Origin of the sequence: Clostridium sp. D5, from assembly GCF_000190355.1 — a bacterium.
In the GTDB taxonomy this organism is placed as follows: Bacteria; Bacillota; Clostridia; order Lachnospirales; family Lachnospiraceae; genus Faecalicatena; species Faecalicatena fissicatena_A.
On the sequence record NZ_GL870809.1, the window covers coordinates 661,503 to 675,548 of the forward strand.

12 protein-coding genes are annotated in these 14,046 nt (G+C 46.8%); 8 read left to right on the top strand and 4 right to left on the bottom strand.

What is annotated here, in order from left to right:
- The coding region (locus tag HMPREF0240_RS23735; RefSeq protein ID WP_083806107.1) for a helix-turn-helix domain-containing protein at positions 1-140 on the bottom strand (140 nt) is incomplete at its 3' end.
- Between the two features lie 377 nt (positions 141-517).
- Here HMPREF0240_RS23735 and HMPREF0240_RS02900 point away from each other — a divergent pair.
- The 5 genes from HMPREF0240_RS02900 (at position 518) to HMPREF0240_RS02920 (ending at position 6,613) form a co-directional block, all read left to right on the top strand.
- Positions 518-1,840: an extracellular solute-binding protein gene (locus HMPREF0240_RS02900; RefSeq protein ID WP_009001951.1), complete on the top strand. Its 1,323-nt coding sequence runs from the start codon at positions 518-520 to the stop codon at positions 1,838-1,840.
- A gap of 94 nt (positions 1,841-1,934) precedes the next feature.
- Positions 1,935-2,807, top strand: a complete 873-nt coding sequence (locus HMPREF0240_RS02905; protein WP_035312305.1) for a sugar ABC transporter permease — start codon at positions 1,935-1,937, stop codon at positions 2,805-2,807.
- Between the two features lie 7 nt (positions 2,808-2,814).
- A complete protein-coding gene (locus HMPREF0240_RS02910) occupies positions 2,815-3,645 on the top strand; it encodes a carbohydrate ABC transporter permease (protein ID WP_009001953.1) in 831 nt (276 codons plus the stop codon).
- Positions 3,646-3,765: 120 nt separating this feature from the next.
- Positions 3,766-5,109, top strand: a complete 1,344-nt coding sequence (locus HMPREF0240_RS02915) for a glycoside hydrolase family 172 protein (RefSeq protein ID WP_009001954.1) — start codon at positions 3,766-3,768, stop codon at positions 5,107-5,109.
- 22 nt (positions 5,110-5,131) lie between these two features.
- A complete protein-coding gene (locus tag HMPREF0240_RS02920) occupies positions 5,132-6,613 on the top strand; it encodes a glycoside hydrolase family 32 protein (RefSeq protein ID WP_009001955.1) in 1,482 nt (493 codons plus the stop codon).
- A 157-nt stretch (positions 6,614-6,770) separates the two neighbouring features.
- Here HMPREF0240_RS02920 and HMPREF0240_RS02925 read toward each other — a convergent pair whose 3' ends face one another.
- Positions 6,771-7,994: a 6-phosphofructokinase gene (locus HMPREF0240_RS02925; RefSeq protein WP_009001956.1), complete on the bottom strand. Its 1,224-nt coding sequence runs from the start codon at positions 7,992-7,994 to the stop codon at positions 6,771-6,773.
- 162 nt (positions 7,995-8,156) lie between these two features.
- Between HMPREF0240_RS02925 and HMPREF0240_RS02930 the strand changes: the two genes are divergently transcribed.
- The 3 genes from HMPREF0240_RS02930 to HMPREF0240_RS02940 all read left to right on the top strand — a co-directional run bounded on the left by HMPREF0240_RS02930 (position 8,157) and on the right by HMPREF0240_RS02940 (position 11,707).
- On the top strand, positions 8,157-9,173 hold the full coding sequence (locus HMPREF0240_RS02930) for a glycosyltransferase family 2 protein (RefSeq protein ID WP_009001957.1): 1,017 nt from the start codon (positions 8,157-8,159) through the stop codon (positions 9,171-9,173).
- Between the two features lie 119 nt (positions 9,174-9,292).
- Complete coding sequence (gene rbr, locus HMPREF0240_RS02935; protein WP_009001958.1) at positions 9,293-9,898, top strand: rubrerythrin; 606 nt, start codon at positions 9,293-9,295, stop codon at positions 9,896-9,898.
- Between the two features lie 66 nt (positions 9,899-9,964).
- On the top strand, positions 9,965-11,707 hold the full coding sequence (locus tag HMPREF0240_RS02940; RefSeq protein WP_009001959.1) for a S8 family peptidase: 1,743 nt from the start codon (positions 9,965-9,967) through the stop codon (positions 11,705-11,707).
- Positions 11,708-11,906: 199 nt separating this feature from the next.
- Here HMPREF0240_RS02940 and HMPREF0240_RS02945 read toward each other — a convergent pair whose 3' ends face one another.
- Both HMPREF0240_RS02945 and HMPREF0240_RS02950 read right to left on the bottom strand, forming a co-directional pair.
- A complete protein-coding gene (locus tag HMPREF0240_RS02945; protein ID WP_009001960.1) occupies positions 11,907-13,280 on the bottom strand; it encodes a HAMP domain-containing sensor histidine kinase in 1,374 nt (457 codons plus the stop codon).
- The gene (locus tag HMPREF0240_RS02950; RefSeq protein WP_035312306.1) at positions 13,256-13,930 is read right to left on the bottom strand and encodes a response regulator transcription factor; all 675 of its coding nucleotides are present in this window, start codon (positions 13,928-13,930) and stop codon (positions 13,256-13,258) included. The genes HMPREF0240_RS02945 and HMPREF0240_RS02950 overlap by 25 nt, the downstream gene beginning before the upstream one ends.
- Positions 13,931-14,046: the final 116 nt, after the last annotated feature.

Below are 14,046 nucleotides of genomic sequence, written 5' to 3' on the forward strand. Positions count from 1 at the left end.
TCCAAATGGTTTCTGATTTCCCGGGATATAGAGGTGCAGTTCTTGCCTACAGCGGTGGCAATCTGTTTAAAGGACTGCTGCTCGGAAAGCATTTGTGAGATTGTGATTCTGTCTTCTAATGATAAATGTGTTTTCTTCATAATGAAATCCTCCAATCGTATTCCCAGACACGACTGGAAGAATCATACAAAATTTGTCACACTTAATGCAACATTTCGGATTCTTAAAGTAAATGCAACCGATAATGGACATAGGGGTTGCATTTACTTTGAAAATTTACATTATAAACAAAAAAACAATTAGTTTCAAAAATAAGGTTGACTTTTTTAAAAGGAGTAATATAATGAGCTTAAAGTAATCAGTAGGTGCACACCTGAGAAAACTTATTTTTTTTGCCGTATTGTGGAACCCGTTCCATAATACGGCACTGGCAAACAGTAAAATTTTTTTTGGACAATGTGGAACGGGTTCCATATTGGAAACAACAAGGCAGGATTCATGATCAAGGAGGATAATTATGAAGACAAGAACTTTGAAAAGACTGTTATCAGTGGTTATGGCAGGAACAATGGCTGCAGGCCTTCTCGCAGGATGCTCCGGAGGTAAAAAAGAGGAGGCAAAGGCAGACGGCGGGGCAACGACTATTAAATTCGGCATCCATGTAGCTAATCCGCAGGAGCAGGAAGCTGTTACATATAACATTGTGCAGGCATTTAATGAAAAATATGACGGAAAATACAAGGTGGAATTCGAGGCATCAGACAAAGAGTCTCATTCCAAGAATATGAAACTGGAGGCTTCAGACGGAACACTCCCCCAGATCTTCTGGCTGGATGCCAGTGAGGCTCCCGAATACAGCGACTCTGGTGTTCTGATGGATTTATCCGATTTCTTATCAGAGAACGCTGATATCCAGACGGCTCTTGGCGGCATGGAGAATGCATTCCAGGATGATAATGGACAGTACGGTCTGCCATATCAGTGTAATGTCCAGGGAATCTTCTACAACAAGGATCTGTTCGACAAGGCAGGAGTTGAGTATCCTACAAACGACACTACATACGAAGATTTTATCGGGATGATTAAGAAGCTGAAAGAGAGCGGCGTGACTCCGCTGTCCATCGGAAGTAAAAACAGTGCGTATGCGATGTGGGAATTCAATGAGACGCTTGCCAGATATGGCTGGGCAGAAAATATTGACAGCATTCTTTCGGGAGAGAAAAAATTCAATAATGAAGACCTGACTGCCTGCTTTGAAAAGTTAAAAGGGATCGCGGAAGCAGGAGCATTCCCGGAAAACATGGCTACCATTGAATACTTCGATGCCAAGCAGCTCTTCAATGAGGGCAAGGCAGCAATGTTCGGCACCGGCCAGTGGGACTGTGCAGAGTTTGATGAGAACATTGGAGAGAACGTTGGTTTCTGGTGGGGACCGAAATTCACCGATACAGATTACAATCAGGATATTGCGATGAAAGTTCCTTCCGCGCCAATTGTTGTAAATGCGGAAGTTGCAGATGATGATGCGGTAAAAGAAGCAGTTTTTGAATTCCTGAAATTTTATTATGGAGAAGAGGCTGCAAAGATCTCCTATGAAGGTTCTATTTTCCCGGCAACAAATTATTCTGATGTAGCTGCAACAGACACACAGTATTCTATGAACGCCATGCTGGAAGCCCTGGGGGCAGGATGGGAAAGCCCGGAGGCGGCACCGGATCTGACGGTGGTATCTGCGGTACAGGAGGCACTTTATAACTCCATGTTTGGCGTAATGCAGGGAACATATGAACCGGCAGAGGCGCTGGATAAGATTGACGAGGCACTGTCCTACAGTAAATAAAAGGAAACAGGTTTATACGCGTGAAGCTCAGGTCCCTGCCGTCCTTGCGGCGGGGCGGGCTCTTACAGATGGATTCAGATGATTGGAGAAGGATATGCGCTGGTTGAGCAAAAGAAGATATAAAATAGGCCTTCTGATTCCGACACTGCTTGTCTACAGTGTATTTATTGTCCTGCCTATTATAATCGCAATCGGGTACAGCTTTACAAAGTATTCGGGTATTGGCAAGGCAAGATTTCAAGGATTTCAGAATTATATCAGGCTGTTTCAGGATAATGTGTTTTGGATTTCACTGAAGAATACAATGATTATTTTCGTACTGGCATTTATCCTGCTGTTGACACTATCATTTTTAATAGCACTGCTTTTAAATAACCGGTTGAAAGGAACTGATTTTTCAAAGGCACTGATATTTTCCCCCGCAATTATAGCCCCCATTATTGTGGGTATTATATGGGTATATATCCTGGACCCGAATATTGGCGTAATTAACAATATTCTGGATGCAGTGGGAGCATCGGGTCTGAAACAAAAATGGATCGGCGGGGAGACATTTTCACCCTACAGCATTGCCATCATTTACTTCTGGCAGCAGCTTGGATATCTGGTCACCATTTTTATTGCCGGGCTGAAGATGATTCCGGAAGACGTCCTCGAGGCAGTGAAGATCGATGGGGCCAGCGGAGTACAGAAGGTCCGCTATGTCATTATCCCGATGATGCGTACGACGATTTCAACGGTATCGGTTCTGATTATTACGGGAGTATTTAAGATTTTTGAGATTGTACAGCAGACAACAGGGGGCGGCCCGAACCATCTGTCGGAGACACTGGTGACTTACAGTTATTCCATGACATTTTCCAGCAGTGATTATGGCTATGGTATGTCGCTTGCGACCATTACATTTCTGCTGTCACTGCTGATTACAGGGATCTATACGTTCCTGACCAGAGAGAAAGAGAGGTAGCGGGATTATGATCAACAAAAAGAAGAAAACAGCGATGTATATTCTGATGGTTCTGATTACGCTGCTGGTTGTTTTTCCGTTTATCTGGATGCTTGTACTGTCCTTTAAAACAAATTCGGAAATACTGTCCGCTCCGCTTTCTCTGCCAAATAGCCTGAATGTGGAAAACTATAGAAATGCGTTTAAAACTTTGGATTTTTTAAGCCTGTATGGGAATACACTTTTTGTCTGTGTGATTTCGCTGGTCATTGAATTGATTATTACATTTTTCAGTTCCTTTGTGCTATCAAGAATGGAGTTTAAGAACAGAAAAGTTGTTTCCTTAATATATGGGTTTTTAATTATGGGGCTTTCGATTTCACCTTTTATTCTGCTTTTTCCGGTTTATAAGATTAATGTGGCTTTGGGATTAAGGGGATTGTTTGCTTTGATCTTCCCGTATGTGGCGACATCCATATCTTTTAATACACTGCTGCTGGTGGGATACCTGAAGTCACTTCCGACGGAAATCGATGAGGCTGCTGTGATTGACGGATGCAGTATCTGGGATCTGATGCTGAAGGTAATTCTTCCGATGGCAAAGCCGGTGATTGCGACGATCGTCATATTTAACGTACTGTATATCTGGAATGAGTATCCGTTTGCATCGGTCATGCTGAGAGATATTTCCGACTATACGCTTTCCATGGGGGCATCCTTCTTCAAGGGAACCTACACGGTGGACTATGGCGGAATTGTGGCATCCAGCGTTTTGATTATCATACCGGAGCTGATATTCTATGGCCTCTTCCAGAAGAATATTGTGGAGGGCATGACTGCCGGGGCTGTGAAGGGTTAACGGGGAAAGAAAAGATACAAGCTTTCCGTGCACTGATGATATGGTGTAAAAAGGATCAAACAGCAGGTAAGACAGATGGCTGGTAAATAAATTATGTAAAAAGAATTAGGAGGAGATACCATGAGTAAAGTATCAGGATTATTTCAGGATCTGACAACAATAAAAGAGGCCAGGAACGGAAGGCTGGCAAGCTGGGATCAGAGAGGTAAGAACCAGGATTACTGGGAGATTCCGGCAAAGGAGAGCATTACACTGGGAGAAATAGAAGGCCCCGGATGTATCACACATATCTGGATGACTTCATCCTGCCGTAAAGTAAAAGCGCCCAGCATCCTGGACCCGGTGCAGAATGCGTCCGCAGCACCGGTTATGGAAATTCATCCGGCACTGGGGGTAATCTGGGACGATTACGACCCCTTCTATTACAGAAAGGCACTGATCAAAATTACGTGGGACGACCAGGATACACCAAGCGTTCTGGCGCCCTTCGGAGACTTTTTCTGTATTGGGAACTGCTATCCGGGAAATTTTTCTTCCCTTCCGTTTAATGTGTCACTGAAACCGGAGGAGGCAGGACGCTACGGTGCACCCTGTTCCGTATCCTGTTATTTCCCGATGCCGTTTAACAAAAAGGCAAAGATTGAGATAATCAACGAGAACGAGCTTCCGTTTATCTTATACTTCAATATAGACTATGAGATGTACAAAGCCCCTCTTGATGAGAATACTGCATATTTCCATACAAGCTGGCACAGAGAGAACCCGTGTGACGGATGGGGGCCGGATATCCAGGTGAATTCGCCGGAGGTCAATAACGTAACGAATTTCAAGGGAGAAGGCAATTATACGGTTCTGGATGTGGAAGGAACCGGACACTATGTAGGCTGTAATCTGTCGGTGAAACATTACCAGGGAAGCTGGTGGGGAGAAGGAAACGACATGTTCTTTATTGACGGAGAAGAGTACCCCAGTCTGAACGGTACCGGGACAGAGGACTATTTCAACCATGCATGGGGGATGCAGCGCAATGCATTTCCGTTCTTCGGGACCATTGTGCACGAAGGAGACACGGATGGGTTCCATGTATCCTACCGCTTCCATATCACGGATCCGGTCAGGTTTGAGAAACGACTGCGTGTAACGATTGAGCACGGCCATGCCAACCATCTGTCCGATGACTGGAGCTCCACTGCGTATTGGTACCAGACACTTCCGACCGCAAAGCCATTGACCATACTGCCGGTGGAAGAGCGTCTTCCGAACGTGCCGGTACTGCCCGAAAGAAATCTCAAAATGCCTCAGTTAACAGAAGAGATGCAGGCAGCCAGGGAATCTTATAAGAAACGCTGGGAGGAATATTCCCCTGCAAGACAGGAGCAGTTCCGTATAAAAGAAGACAAGGCGCGCAGGGAATCAAAGCTTAATACAGAGTTTGCGAAAAAACTGAGAGAGGAATATAAGTAAATGAGAAAACTGGAGGCGTCTTATGTCTAAAGAATTAATGCAGCAAAACATCGATAAGGCCCAGAGGGAGATTGACGCTAAAAAGGAGCAGGTAAAGCAGGGGAGAATGCGCCAGTATTATCACTTTATGCCGCAGACCGGCTGGCTCAATGATCCAAACGGATTAATTTACTACAAAGGGAAATATCATTTTTTTTACCAGTATAACCCCTATGAGGGCTTCTGGTCCCGTATGCACTGGGGACACGCGGTAAGCGAAGATATGCTCCACTGGGAGTATCTGCCTCTGGCACTTGCGCCCAGCGAGAGCTATGATGACCACCATCAGGGGGGCTGTTTTTCGGGAAGTGCGATTGAGCACGATGGGAAACTGTTTCTGATGTATACCGGAACTACGAATAATGGGAGGGGATTTGAGCAGTCCCAGTGCATCGCATACAGCGAGGATGGCATCCATTTTGAAAAATATGCAGGCAATCCGGTGCTGACTGCTCCCGAAGGGATTCCCGGGGACTTCTTCCGGGATCCAAAACTCTGGAAGCATGAGGATACATATTATGTTATCTGCGGTGCGAACAAAGACGGGATGGCACAGGCGCTTTTGTACAGGTCAGACGATATGCTCCACTGGGAATTTGTGAATATACTGGCAGAGAGCCGCGGTGAGTGGGGATATATGTGGGAATGCCCGGATTTTTATCCCATTGGAGACAAGTATGTCCTGATGTTTTCCCCCATGGGGGCGAAGGAAAGAACCAGCGTATATCTGGTGGGAGATTTCGATTACCAGACCGGAAAATTTTACTATACCGTAACCGGGGAAATTGACTGGGGATTTGACTATTATGCGCCTCAATCCTTTCTTGCTCCGGATGGCAGGCGGATCATTGTAGGATGGGCCAATGCCTGGGACTGGATGCCGTTCTGGAAGGACTGGGGACCAACCTACAGGGAGGGATGGTGCGGGTTCTTCAATCTTCCGAGAGAGGTTGTGCTCTGTGAGGACAGTACACTGAAGTTTGTTCCCATACGCGAATTGGAGCAGCTGCGCCGGGATGTACAGTCAGAAGAAACGTGTATCGTAGAAGATAAAAATTCTTTTTCGCTGAAAGACGGTGCGGTCTATGAACTTAAAATGAAAATTAATCTGAAAGAGACGACTGCGAAGGTGATCCGGATGGATCTGAGGTGCTCAGGAGAACGGAAAACAGTCATCAAATTTGACCTGAATAAAGGGGAAATCAGCTTTGACAGAAACCAGTCCGACGGGTGGAGCAAAGGCATTGCGAAAAGCCCCATTAACCTGATGAGAAAAGATATCCTTGATATTCATATATTTTCGGACCAGAGTTCCATTGAGCTCTTTAGCAATGACTATAAGAATAATATATCCTGCGATGTATTTACGGATGATGAGGAACAGAAAAATTCTATCTTGGCCGAGGGCGGCCGGATATATTTTGAGGAGCTGAAATTCTGGGAGCTGGAAAGGGCATGCGAATAAAGGCAAGGCCTGGCTGGTGTTCCATCCGGAGAGTAATTATAAAAAGAAACTCCATCAATGATATACTGCTGAAGAAGCAGAAGCATACCCAGGGGTAAACCACGGTTATGCCCTGCGGGATCATGCATATCATTGATGGAGTTTTTCACTTTAAAAGTTACTTGCGGTATGCAAATCTGGGGACACCGTCCTCCGTTGGAACCTGGACTTCTCCCTGGATCAGCGGTTTGGCATAAGCAATAAATGCCTCTCCTACATCAGTGCCATCTTTGGTGATCCATTCCGCCGGAACTGTTTTTTCCCTGTTGCAGATCTGGTTGACATCGGCTGTTACGTAATCAACGGTGTAGGGCTCGTCCTTGATTTTTTTGAAAGCAATCATCTTGCCTGTCTCGCCTTCCAGAGCGGATTTTACGCCAAAAGCTCCGGAAGCAATGGCTTCTTTTTGGTCTGTACCGGAGAGCATGGTACTGGAGCACCGCTGAGATACATTCAGTTCAATGGAACGGACTTTAATGCCTAGCCTGTCCTTTATCAGGTTCTCCAGATACTTTCCGGAGCCGGTCAGCATCTTGTGTCCAAATGCGTCTACACCAACGTCACTGGCAAGCTCGCAGACGAAAGTGCCGTTTTTGTCGTGAATGCCTTCGGATATACATACGACAAGGTTGGGTGTCTGTTCCAGTGAGTCCTTTACTTTCTGAATGAATGCTTCCTGGTCAAATGCGGCTTCCGGGAGATAGATCAGTACCGGATTGTCTCCCTCGAACTTTCGGGCCAGAGCGCTGGCTGCGGTCAGCCATCCTGCATGGCGGCCCATGATTTCTACGATGGTGACTGATTTTTTATTGTCATAAACAGAGGCATCGAGGGAGATCTCTCTGACTGTAGATGCGATATATTTGGCGGCGCTTCCAAAGCCCGGAGTGTGGTCTGTCTCCACAAGATCGTTGTCGATTGTCTTCGGAATTCCGATGACTCTGATATCGCTGTTGGTTTTGACTGCATAGCGGGAAAGCTTGCTCACTGTATCCATGGAGTCGTTCCCTCCAATATAGAAGAAATAACCGATGTTTAATGCGTCAAACTTCTCGAATAGCTGCGGATATACCGGATCGTCCAGATCCTCGGGAAGCTTATACCGGCAGGAGCCGAGATAGCAGCCGGGAGTCACCTTGATCAGTTCCAGTTCACCGGAACGCTCCAAGGGGTCCATATCCATATAATGGCCTTCCAGGAAACCTTCGATACCGTTGATCATACCATAAACAGTGCCAAAAGAATCTTCCCGGTTCAAAGCCTCATAGACAACTCCGTACAGGCTCGCATTGATGACCGCGGTCGGTCCGCCGGACTGGCCGACGACAACATTTTTCTTCATAAATAATCCCTCCAAAGCAATTTTCGTTTTATGTCATATCTATAACTATAATAGATATAGATATATTTTACAACCGGTACAAAAACGGATTTTATGATAAAACAGTTGGAAATTTGGTAAATGTGCAGTATAATTGCTGTATCTGAGTAAAGAGGTGTTGTTATGAAGTATATATCATTTGCAATTCCATGCTATAATTCTGAAGCATATATGGAAAAGGCGATACAGTCAATATTAAAAGGCGGGGAGGACGTGGAGATTATTATTGTGAACGATGGCTCCACGGACAAGACGAAAAAGATTGCCAAGCACTATGCGGAACTGTATCCGACGATTATTAAGAATGTAAATAAGGAAAACGGGGGGCACGGCGATGCCGTCAATGCGGGGCTGGCCCATGCCACAGGCAGGTATTTTAAAGTCGTGGACAGCGATGACTGGGTGGATGAGGAAGCTCTTATGATGATTCTGGAAGCTGTCAGGGGATTCGTGCAGGCGGAGATTGAGGTGGACATGATTGTCTCCAACTATGTATATGAAAAGGTTGGAGTGGAGCATAAGAAGGTGATCCATTACCGCAATGTGCTTCCGCAGAACCAGATCTTTCACTGGGACGATATCGGGCACTTCCACCTGGATCAGTATATCCTGATGCATTCTGTCCTCTACCGGACAGAGATGCTGAAGCTTTGCCAGCTGAGGCTGCCCAAGCATACATTTTATGTGGACAATATATATGTCTACTATCCGCTGCCTCATGTGCGGACAATGTATTATATGGATGTTGATTTTTACCGGTATTTTATCGGGCGGGAGGATCAGTCTGTAAATGAAAAGGTGATGATCAGCAGGATAGACCAGCAGATATTCGTGACCAAGTGTATGATAGGCATGTATGAACTGAGGATGATATCCAGCAGAAAACTGCGCAGGTATATGATCAATTATCTCGCTATCATGATGACGGTTTCTTCTATTTTATGTATCCGCTCAAAGAAAAAGGAGAACCTGGATAAAAAGGCAGAGCTGTGGCAGTATCTGAAAAAGAAGGATTACGGTGCTTATATGAAGATACGATACGGAATCCTGGGACAGACGATTAATCTTCCTGGAAAATCGGGCCGTAAAGTGTCCTCTATGGCGTACAGCGTGGCAAGAAGGCTGATTGGGTTTAACTAGGGGACTTTTTGATCCTTCGTTATAAAAGAAGTATACGCACAGAAAATATTTTTAACTGAAAAAGAGCATAATTTACCAGCCATGGTACATACTAGTAATAAAAAAGAGGAGTGTGTATTATGGCTGTTAATTTTTCAGAAAGTAAGACAAAAGAAAACCTGATGAGAGCATTTGCCGGGGAGAGCCAGGCAAGGAACCGATATACGATCGCGGCAGACAAGGCAAAAGAGATGAAGATGTATACCATTTCCGATATCTTTTTGTATACTGCAGACCAGGAGAGAGCTCATGCAGAGAGATATTATGAGTTGCTGAAGGATCTGTCCGGTGAGACAATATTTATTGACGGAGGGTACCCGGTAGACCAGCAGGCAACATTGGCTGAACTTCTGCGTGCTGCGGAGCACAATGAAAAAGAGGAGTACGAGGACGTATACCAGGCATTTGGCGATACAGCAAAGGAAGAGGGGTTCCTGGAGGCTGCCTCAGCATTCTATCAGATCGCAGAGATCGAGCATACCCACCAGGTGAGGTTTGGAGAAGTAGCGGGAATGCTGGAAAGCAATCATTACTATGCGTGTGAAAATGAAAGTAAATGGATCTGTACCAACTGCGGATACATTCATGAGGGGAAACAGGCTCCGGCCGTATGCCCGGTATGCCGTCATGCGCAGGGATATTTTCTTCCTTATGCATTCGCTGCATATAAAGGGGAAGGCAAATAGCCAAAAATGACTGCCCTGGTAAAAGGGAGAAAAATTGTTAATTGAATAGCCTTAAAGGAGCCGAATATGAGCCAGAAAGTTGAAAATCTGCTGAACCTTGCATTAGATGCTACGGAAGAGGAGCGCGTGAAGTCACTGGAACTGGATGTGGGATATAACCCGATTGACAGGGAGTGGGACCTGGTTATTAAATATTCAGGCTCCCTGGAACTGGTGCGGGAGCTGGCCTCGGCCGTGACAGAACTGACAAATGAGTATGCGGTTATTACAATACGTGAATCTCTTATTGACAGGCTGGCGGCTATGCCGCAGATAGAGTATATCGAAAAACCAAAGAGGCTGTTTTTTCAGGTAGCCAACGGAAAGAGAGTTTCCTGCATCAACCCGGTGCAGCGAACTCCTTTTTCTTTGATGGGAGGCGGTGTATTAACAGCCATAGTAGACAGCGGAATAGATTATGCGAATGAGGACTTCAGAAATCCGGATGGAACGACAAGGATACGGGCCCTGTGGGATCAGACAATTCCAGGGAATCCGCCGGAAGGCTATGCCATCGGTACGGAATATACACAGGAGCAGATCAATGAGGCGCTGAGACAGGATACCAGGCAGGCAAGGGAGCAGATTGTGCCGAGCCGGGATATCTCCGGCCACGGTACGGCGGTGGCGGGGATTGCAGCCGGAAACGGAGCGGGCAGTCCGGGGCGCCAGTACGCGGGAGTAGCACCTGCCAGCGAGTTGTTGGTTGTTAAGCTTGGAATTCCCCAGGAAGAGGGATTTCCCAGGACAACGGAACTGATGCTGGGGGTGGATTTTGCCGTGCGCAAAGCCCTGGAATACCAGATGCCCGTGGCCGTCAATATAAGTTTTGGAAATACATATGGTTCCCATGATGGAACCTCTCTGCTGGAACGTTTCCTGGATGATATATCAAATTACTGGAAGTGCGCCATATGTGTGGGCAGCGGGAACGAAGGAACCACTGCCGGGCATACGTCGGGGCGGCTGACGGAAAATGTGGATGAATTTGTCCAGCTGGGTGTTCAGGTTAATGAACCTACGGTCAATGTACAGCTGTGGAAATCCTATGTAGATACGGTGGATATCTCTCTGATCAGTCCGTCAGGAGTGCGGGTGGGGCCGATTCAGGAGATTCTGGGGCCTCAGCGGTTTATTCTGGGCAATACTGAGATCCTTCTATATTATGGGGAGCCGAAACCGTACAGTGTCAAGCAGGAGGTCTTTATTGACTTTCTGCCGAGGCAGTCTTATATAGACAGCGGGGTATGGCAGATTGTTCTGTCACCGCGCAGGGTCGTGACGGGGGAATACGAAATGTGGCTGCCCAGCCAGAGTGCACTGAATATAGGGACCGGATTTTTATTTCCGAAGAGCGACACGACACTTACGATTCCTTCTACGGCACTTCGGGTGATTACCGTAGGCGCATACAATGCGCTGACTTTCAGCTATGCGGATTTTTCGGGGAGGGGGCCGGCGGCAGTCTATGAATATGCCGCGGTGCCGAAGCCGGATCTGGCGGCTCCGGGGGTGAATGTGACCACTACGGTGTCCGGCGGAGGCTATGCGGCTTTCAGCGGGACTTCATTTGCCACGCCATTTGTGACCGGAAGCGCGGCACTTCTGATGGAGTGGGGGATTGTGAGGGGGAATGATGCGTATCTGTATGGGGAGAAGGTGAAGGCATATCTGCGGAGAGGGGCGAAACAGCTTCCGGGATTTGACCAGTGGCCGAATAATCAGATGGGGTATGGGGCGTTGTGTGTGCGGGACAGTTTGCCGATATAAGAGTTGGTTTATTGTATTGATGAATTAACAACCAGGGAATATTGTTGCAATTATTATTACAAAGGATGTACCAGCTTCAACATACAATGAAGCTGGTATATTATTAATAAGCATTTATGATTTTCTACTGAATGAAGGTAGTATGGAAATGATGTGGAGAGTAAATCTAATATGATGGAAGATATCTCTAATACTTGTCTCAATCCAGAGTGTTTTGGTGCTGCGAATTATCCCTTACGGTTTGGCAGAACCTGACTGTAACCACTCCGCCAGAATCCCAGTTGCCGAATTCCATCTCTCCTGCGTGTGTCTCTACTACCTGTGCGGCAAACCAAAGGCCAAGCCCATGATGCCCATCAGAACTTCGGGCCGTATTCCCACGCCACAGACGTTCTGTTGCATGGAGTAACGCCGCTTTGCCAAAGCCGGTGCCCTCATCACACACTGAGATCTGCCATCCCTTATCTAACATACATCCTTTCAAATACACATTTCCGCCTGCCGGTGTATGCTCAATGGCATTTTGCACCACATTACCCAAGGTCCGTAGTAAATGGGCCTTTTGAACGTATACAGTACCTTTCAGGTCGTTTTGTGTTTGCAGGCAAACCATCTTCGCCTCTGCAATAGCTATAGTATTCTGGCAGAGTTCGTCAAACAAAGCGGACAGACTGGTGCTTTCAAATGCCTCATCCGTACCGGCAGAAGCTTCTAACAGACTGGCAACATACTGCTTTGCCCGCTGATTACTTGCGATAATTGTCTCCATTTTTTTGCGGCTGCTTGCGGATAGTTCTTCATCCAGTAAAAGCTCGGCATTGCCGCCTACCAGGGTAAGCGGGGTTTTAAGATCATGTGCGAGTGCGGCTATTTCCGCTTCACGTTCCTGCTGCGCCGCCCATTGAGCGGACAGCGAACTATACAATGCCTTCCGCATATCTTCCATGGCACCCAAAGCCTGATCATACTCCTGTATGCCGGCCTGGGGAATGATGAAATCCAGCTCCTGTGTGCCGATTTTTTCACTTACCTCAGAGAACAGCTGCAGTTTGGCGGCGAGACACCGGCGAAGCCACAGTGTATTAATCAGCAGACAAAGCACCAATGCCACACCAAGAGCCCCCCACCATAAGTATTCAAAAGGGGGCAGGGCAGCGCGCAGCACAGGGCTGGCAAATTCTTTCCGGTACTGCCAGCGGATGATTACAGTGCTGTCATCTTCATAAGTGTACCGTGAGACACTCACATCCTGGCTTCCCTCCTGCCAAAATCCGATTAAAGATTCCAGCTCTTTTCCCTCCACATTACTTTCCAGTACTATGCCGCTCTGGTCAAACAGAGCATATTCCGCCAGAAAATCGTCACCGGGGGAAACGAAAGTATTAGGTTTTGCAGCCAGCATTTTCTCAACTTGCTGGTTGGCAGTATATCCCGGATAAACAACGCCGGTGTTTTGGAGCAATGTGGCGGCAAAAAGCCATACCAGGCAGCAGAACAGCATACAGCCAAGCATCACGACGGCAAATCGGAAAAGTACAAAAGAAAGACTTACAGAACGCTGTCTTTTCGCCATTTATAGCCCACCCCCCAAACAGTTTCTATTGAGTTTATTCCTTCGGTCTTTAGTTTTGCACGGATATTCTTAATATGTTCGGCAATGGATGATGGATCACCTTCGGCGTCAAAGCCGAAGACCGCTTCGTACAATTGTTCTTTGGTAAAGACCTGACCGGCGTGCAAAGCGAGATATTCACAAATGGCATATTCTCCTTTGGTAAAGGGCAGGGGATTCCCCCCAGCAGCGGCCATTTTTGCCTGCATATCAAATCGCACACCGCCCCGGTTGAGGGTGTGGGCCGGCTGGCGGACTTCCCGTCTTAGATGGGCGTTTACCCGGGCACGCAGCTCTGCAATACTGAATGGCTTTTTAATATAATCATCGGCACCAAGGCCGAAACCCTGTACAAGTGCCGCATCTTCCGCCCTGGCGGTTAAAAACAGGATGGGACAATCTACCTCGGCACGGATACGGCCGCAAACGGAAAATCCATCCTCGCCCGGCATCATCACGTCAAGCAGTAAAAGATCATACTGCTGACAGCGGGAAGGCTGCAATGCGGTGCCATCCGTTTCGGTGTCTACCAGGTGGCCGTCCTTTTCCAGGGCGGCTCTCACCAAATCCAGCATATCAAGGTCATCATCGACCACTAATACTTTCCGCATAATCTATCCTCCTATTTTCCTCTTATATGAATTTCCCTTTATATGATTTTACCCTCCCGTTTGTCAAAACGGCGGATTGATAAAAAACAAAACATTGAAGCCATAATGTTTACAAA

Bases quoted from the DNA above. Each gene is read 5' to 3' on its own strand.
- HMPREF0240_RS02900 (WP_009001951.1), top strand. From the start codon at position 518: ATGAAGACAAGAACTTTGAAAAGACTGTTATCAGTGGTTATGGCAGGA.
- HMPREF0240_RS02905 (WP_035312305.1), top strand. From the start codon at position 1,935: ATGCGCTGGTTGAGCAAAAGAAGATATAAAATAGGCCTTCTGATTCCG.
- HMPREF0240_RS02910 (WP_009001953.1), top strand. From the start codon at position 2,815: ATGATCAACAAAAAGAAGAAAACAGCGATGTATATTCTGATGGTTCTG.
- HMPREF0240_RS02915 (WP_009001954.1), top strand. From the start codon at position 3,766: ATGAGTAAAGTATCAGGATTATTTCAGGATCTGACAACAATAAAAGAG.
- HMPREF0240_RS02920 (WP_009001955.1), top strand. From the start codon at position 5,132: ATGTCTAAAGAATTAATGCAGCAAAACATCGATAAGGCCCAGAGGGAG.
- HMPREF0240_RS02925 (WP_009001956.1), bottom strand. From the start codon at position 7,994: ATGAAGAAAAATGTTGTCGTCGGCCAGTCCGGCGGACCGACCGCGGTC.
- HMPREF0240_RS02930 (WP_009001957.1), top strand. From the start codon at position 8,157: ATGAAGTATATATCATTTGCAATTCCATGCTATAATTCTGAAGCATAT.
- rbr (WP_009001958.1), top strand. From the start codon at position 9,293: ATGGCTGTTAATTTTTCAGAAAGTAAGACAAAAGAAAACCTGATGAGA.
- HMPREF0240_RS02940 (WP_009001959.1), top strand. From the start codon at position 9,965: ATGAGCCAGAAAGTTGAAAATCTGCTGAACCTTGCATTAGATGCTACG.
- HMPREF0240_RS02945 (WP_009001960.1), bottom strand. From the start codon at position 13,280: ATGGCGAAAAGACAGCGTTCTGTAAGTCTTTCTTTTGTACTTTTCCGA.
- HMPREF0240_RS02950 (WP_035312306.1), bottom strand. From the start codon at position 13,930: ATGCGGAAAGTATTAGTGGTCGATGATGACCTTGATATGCTGGATTTG.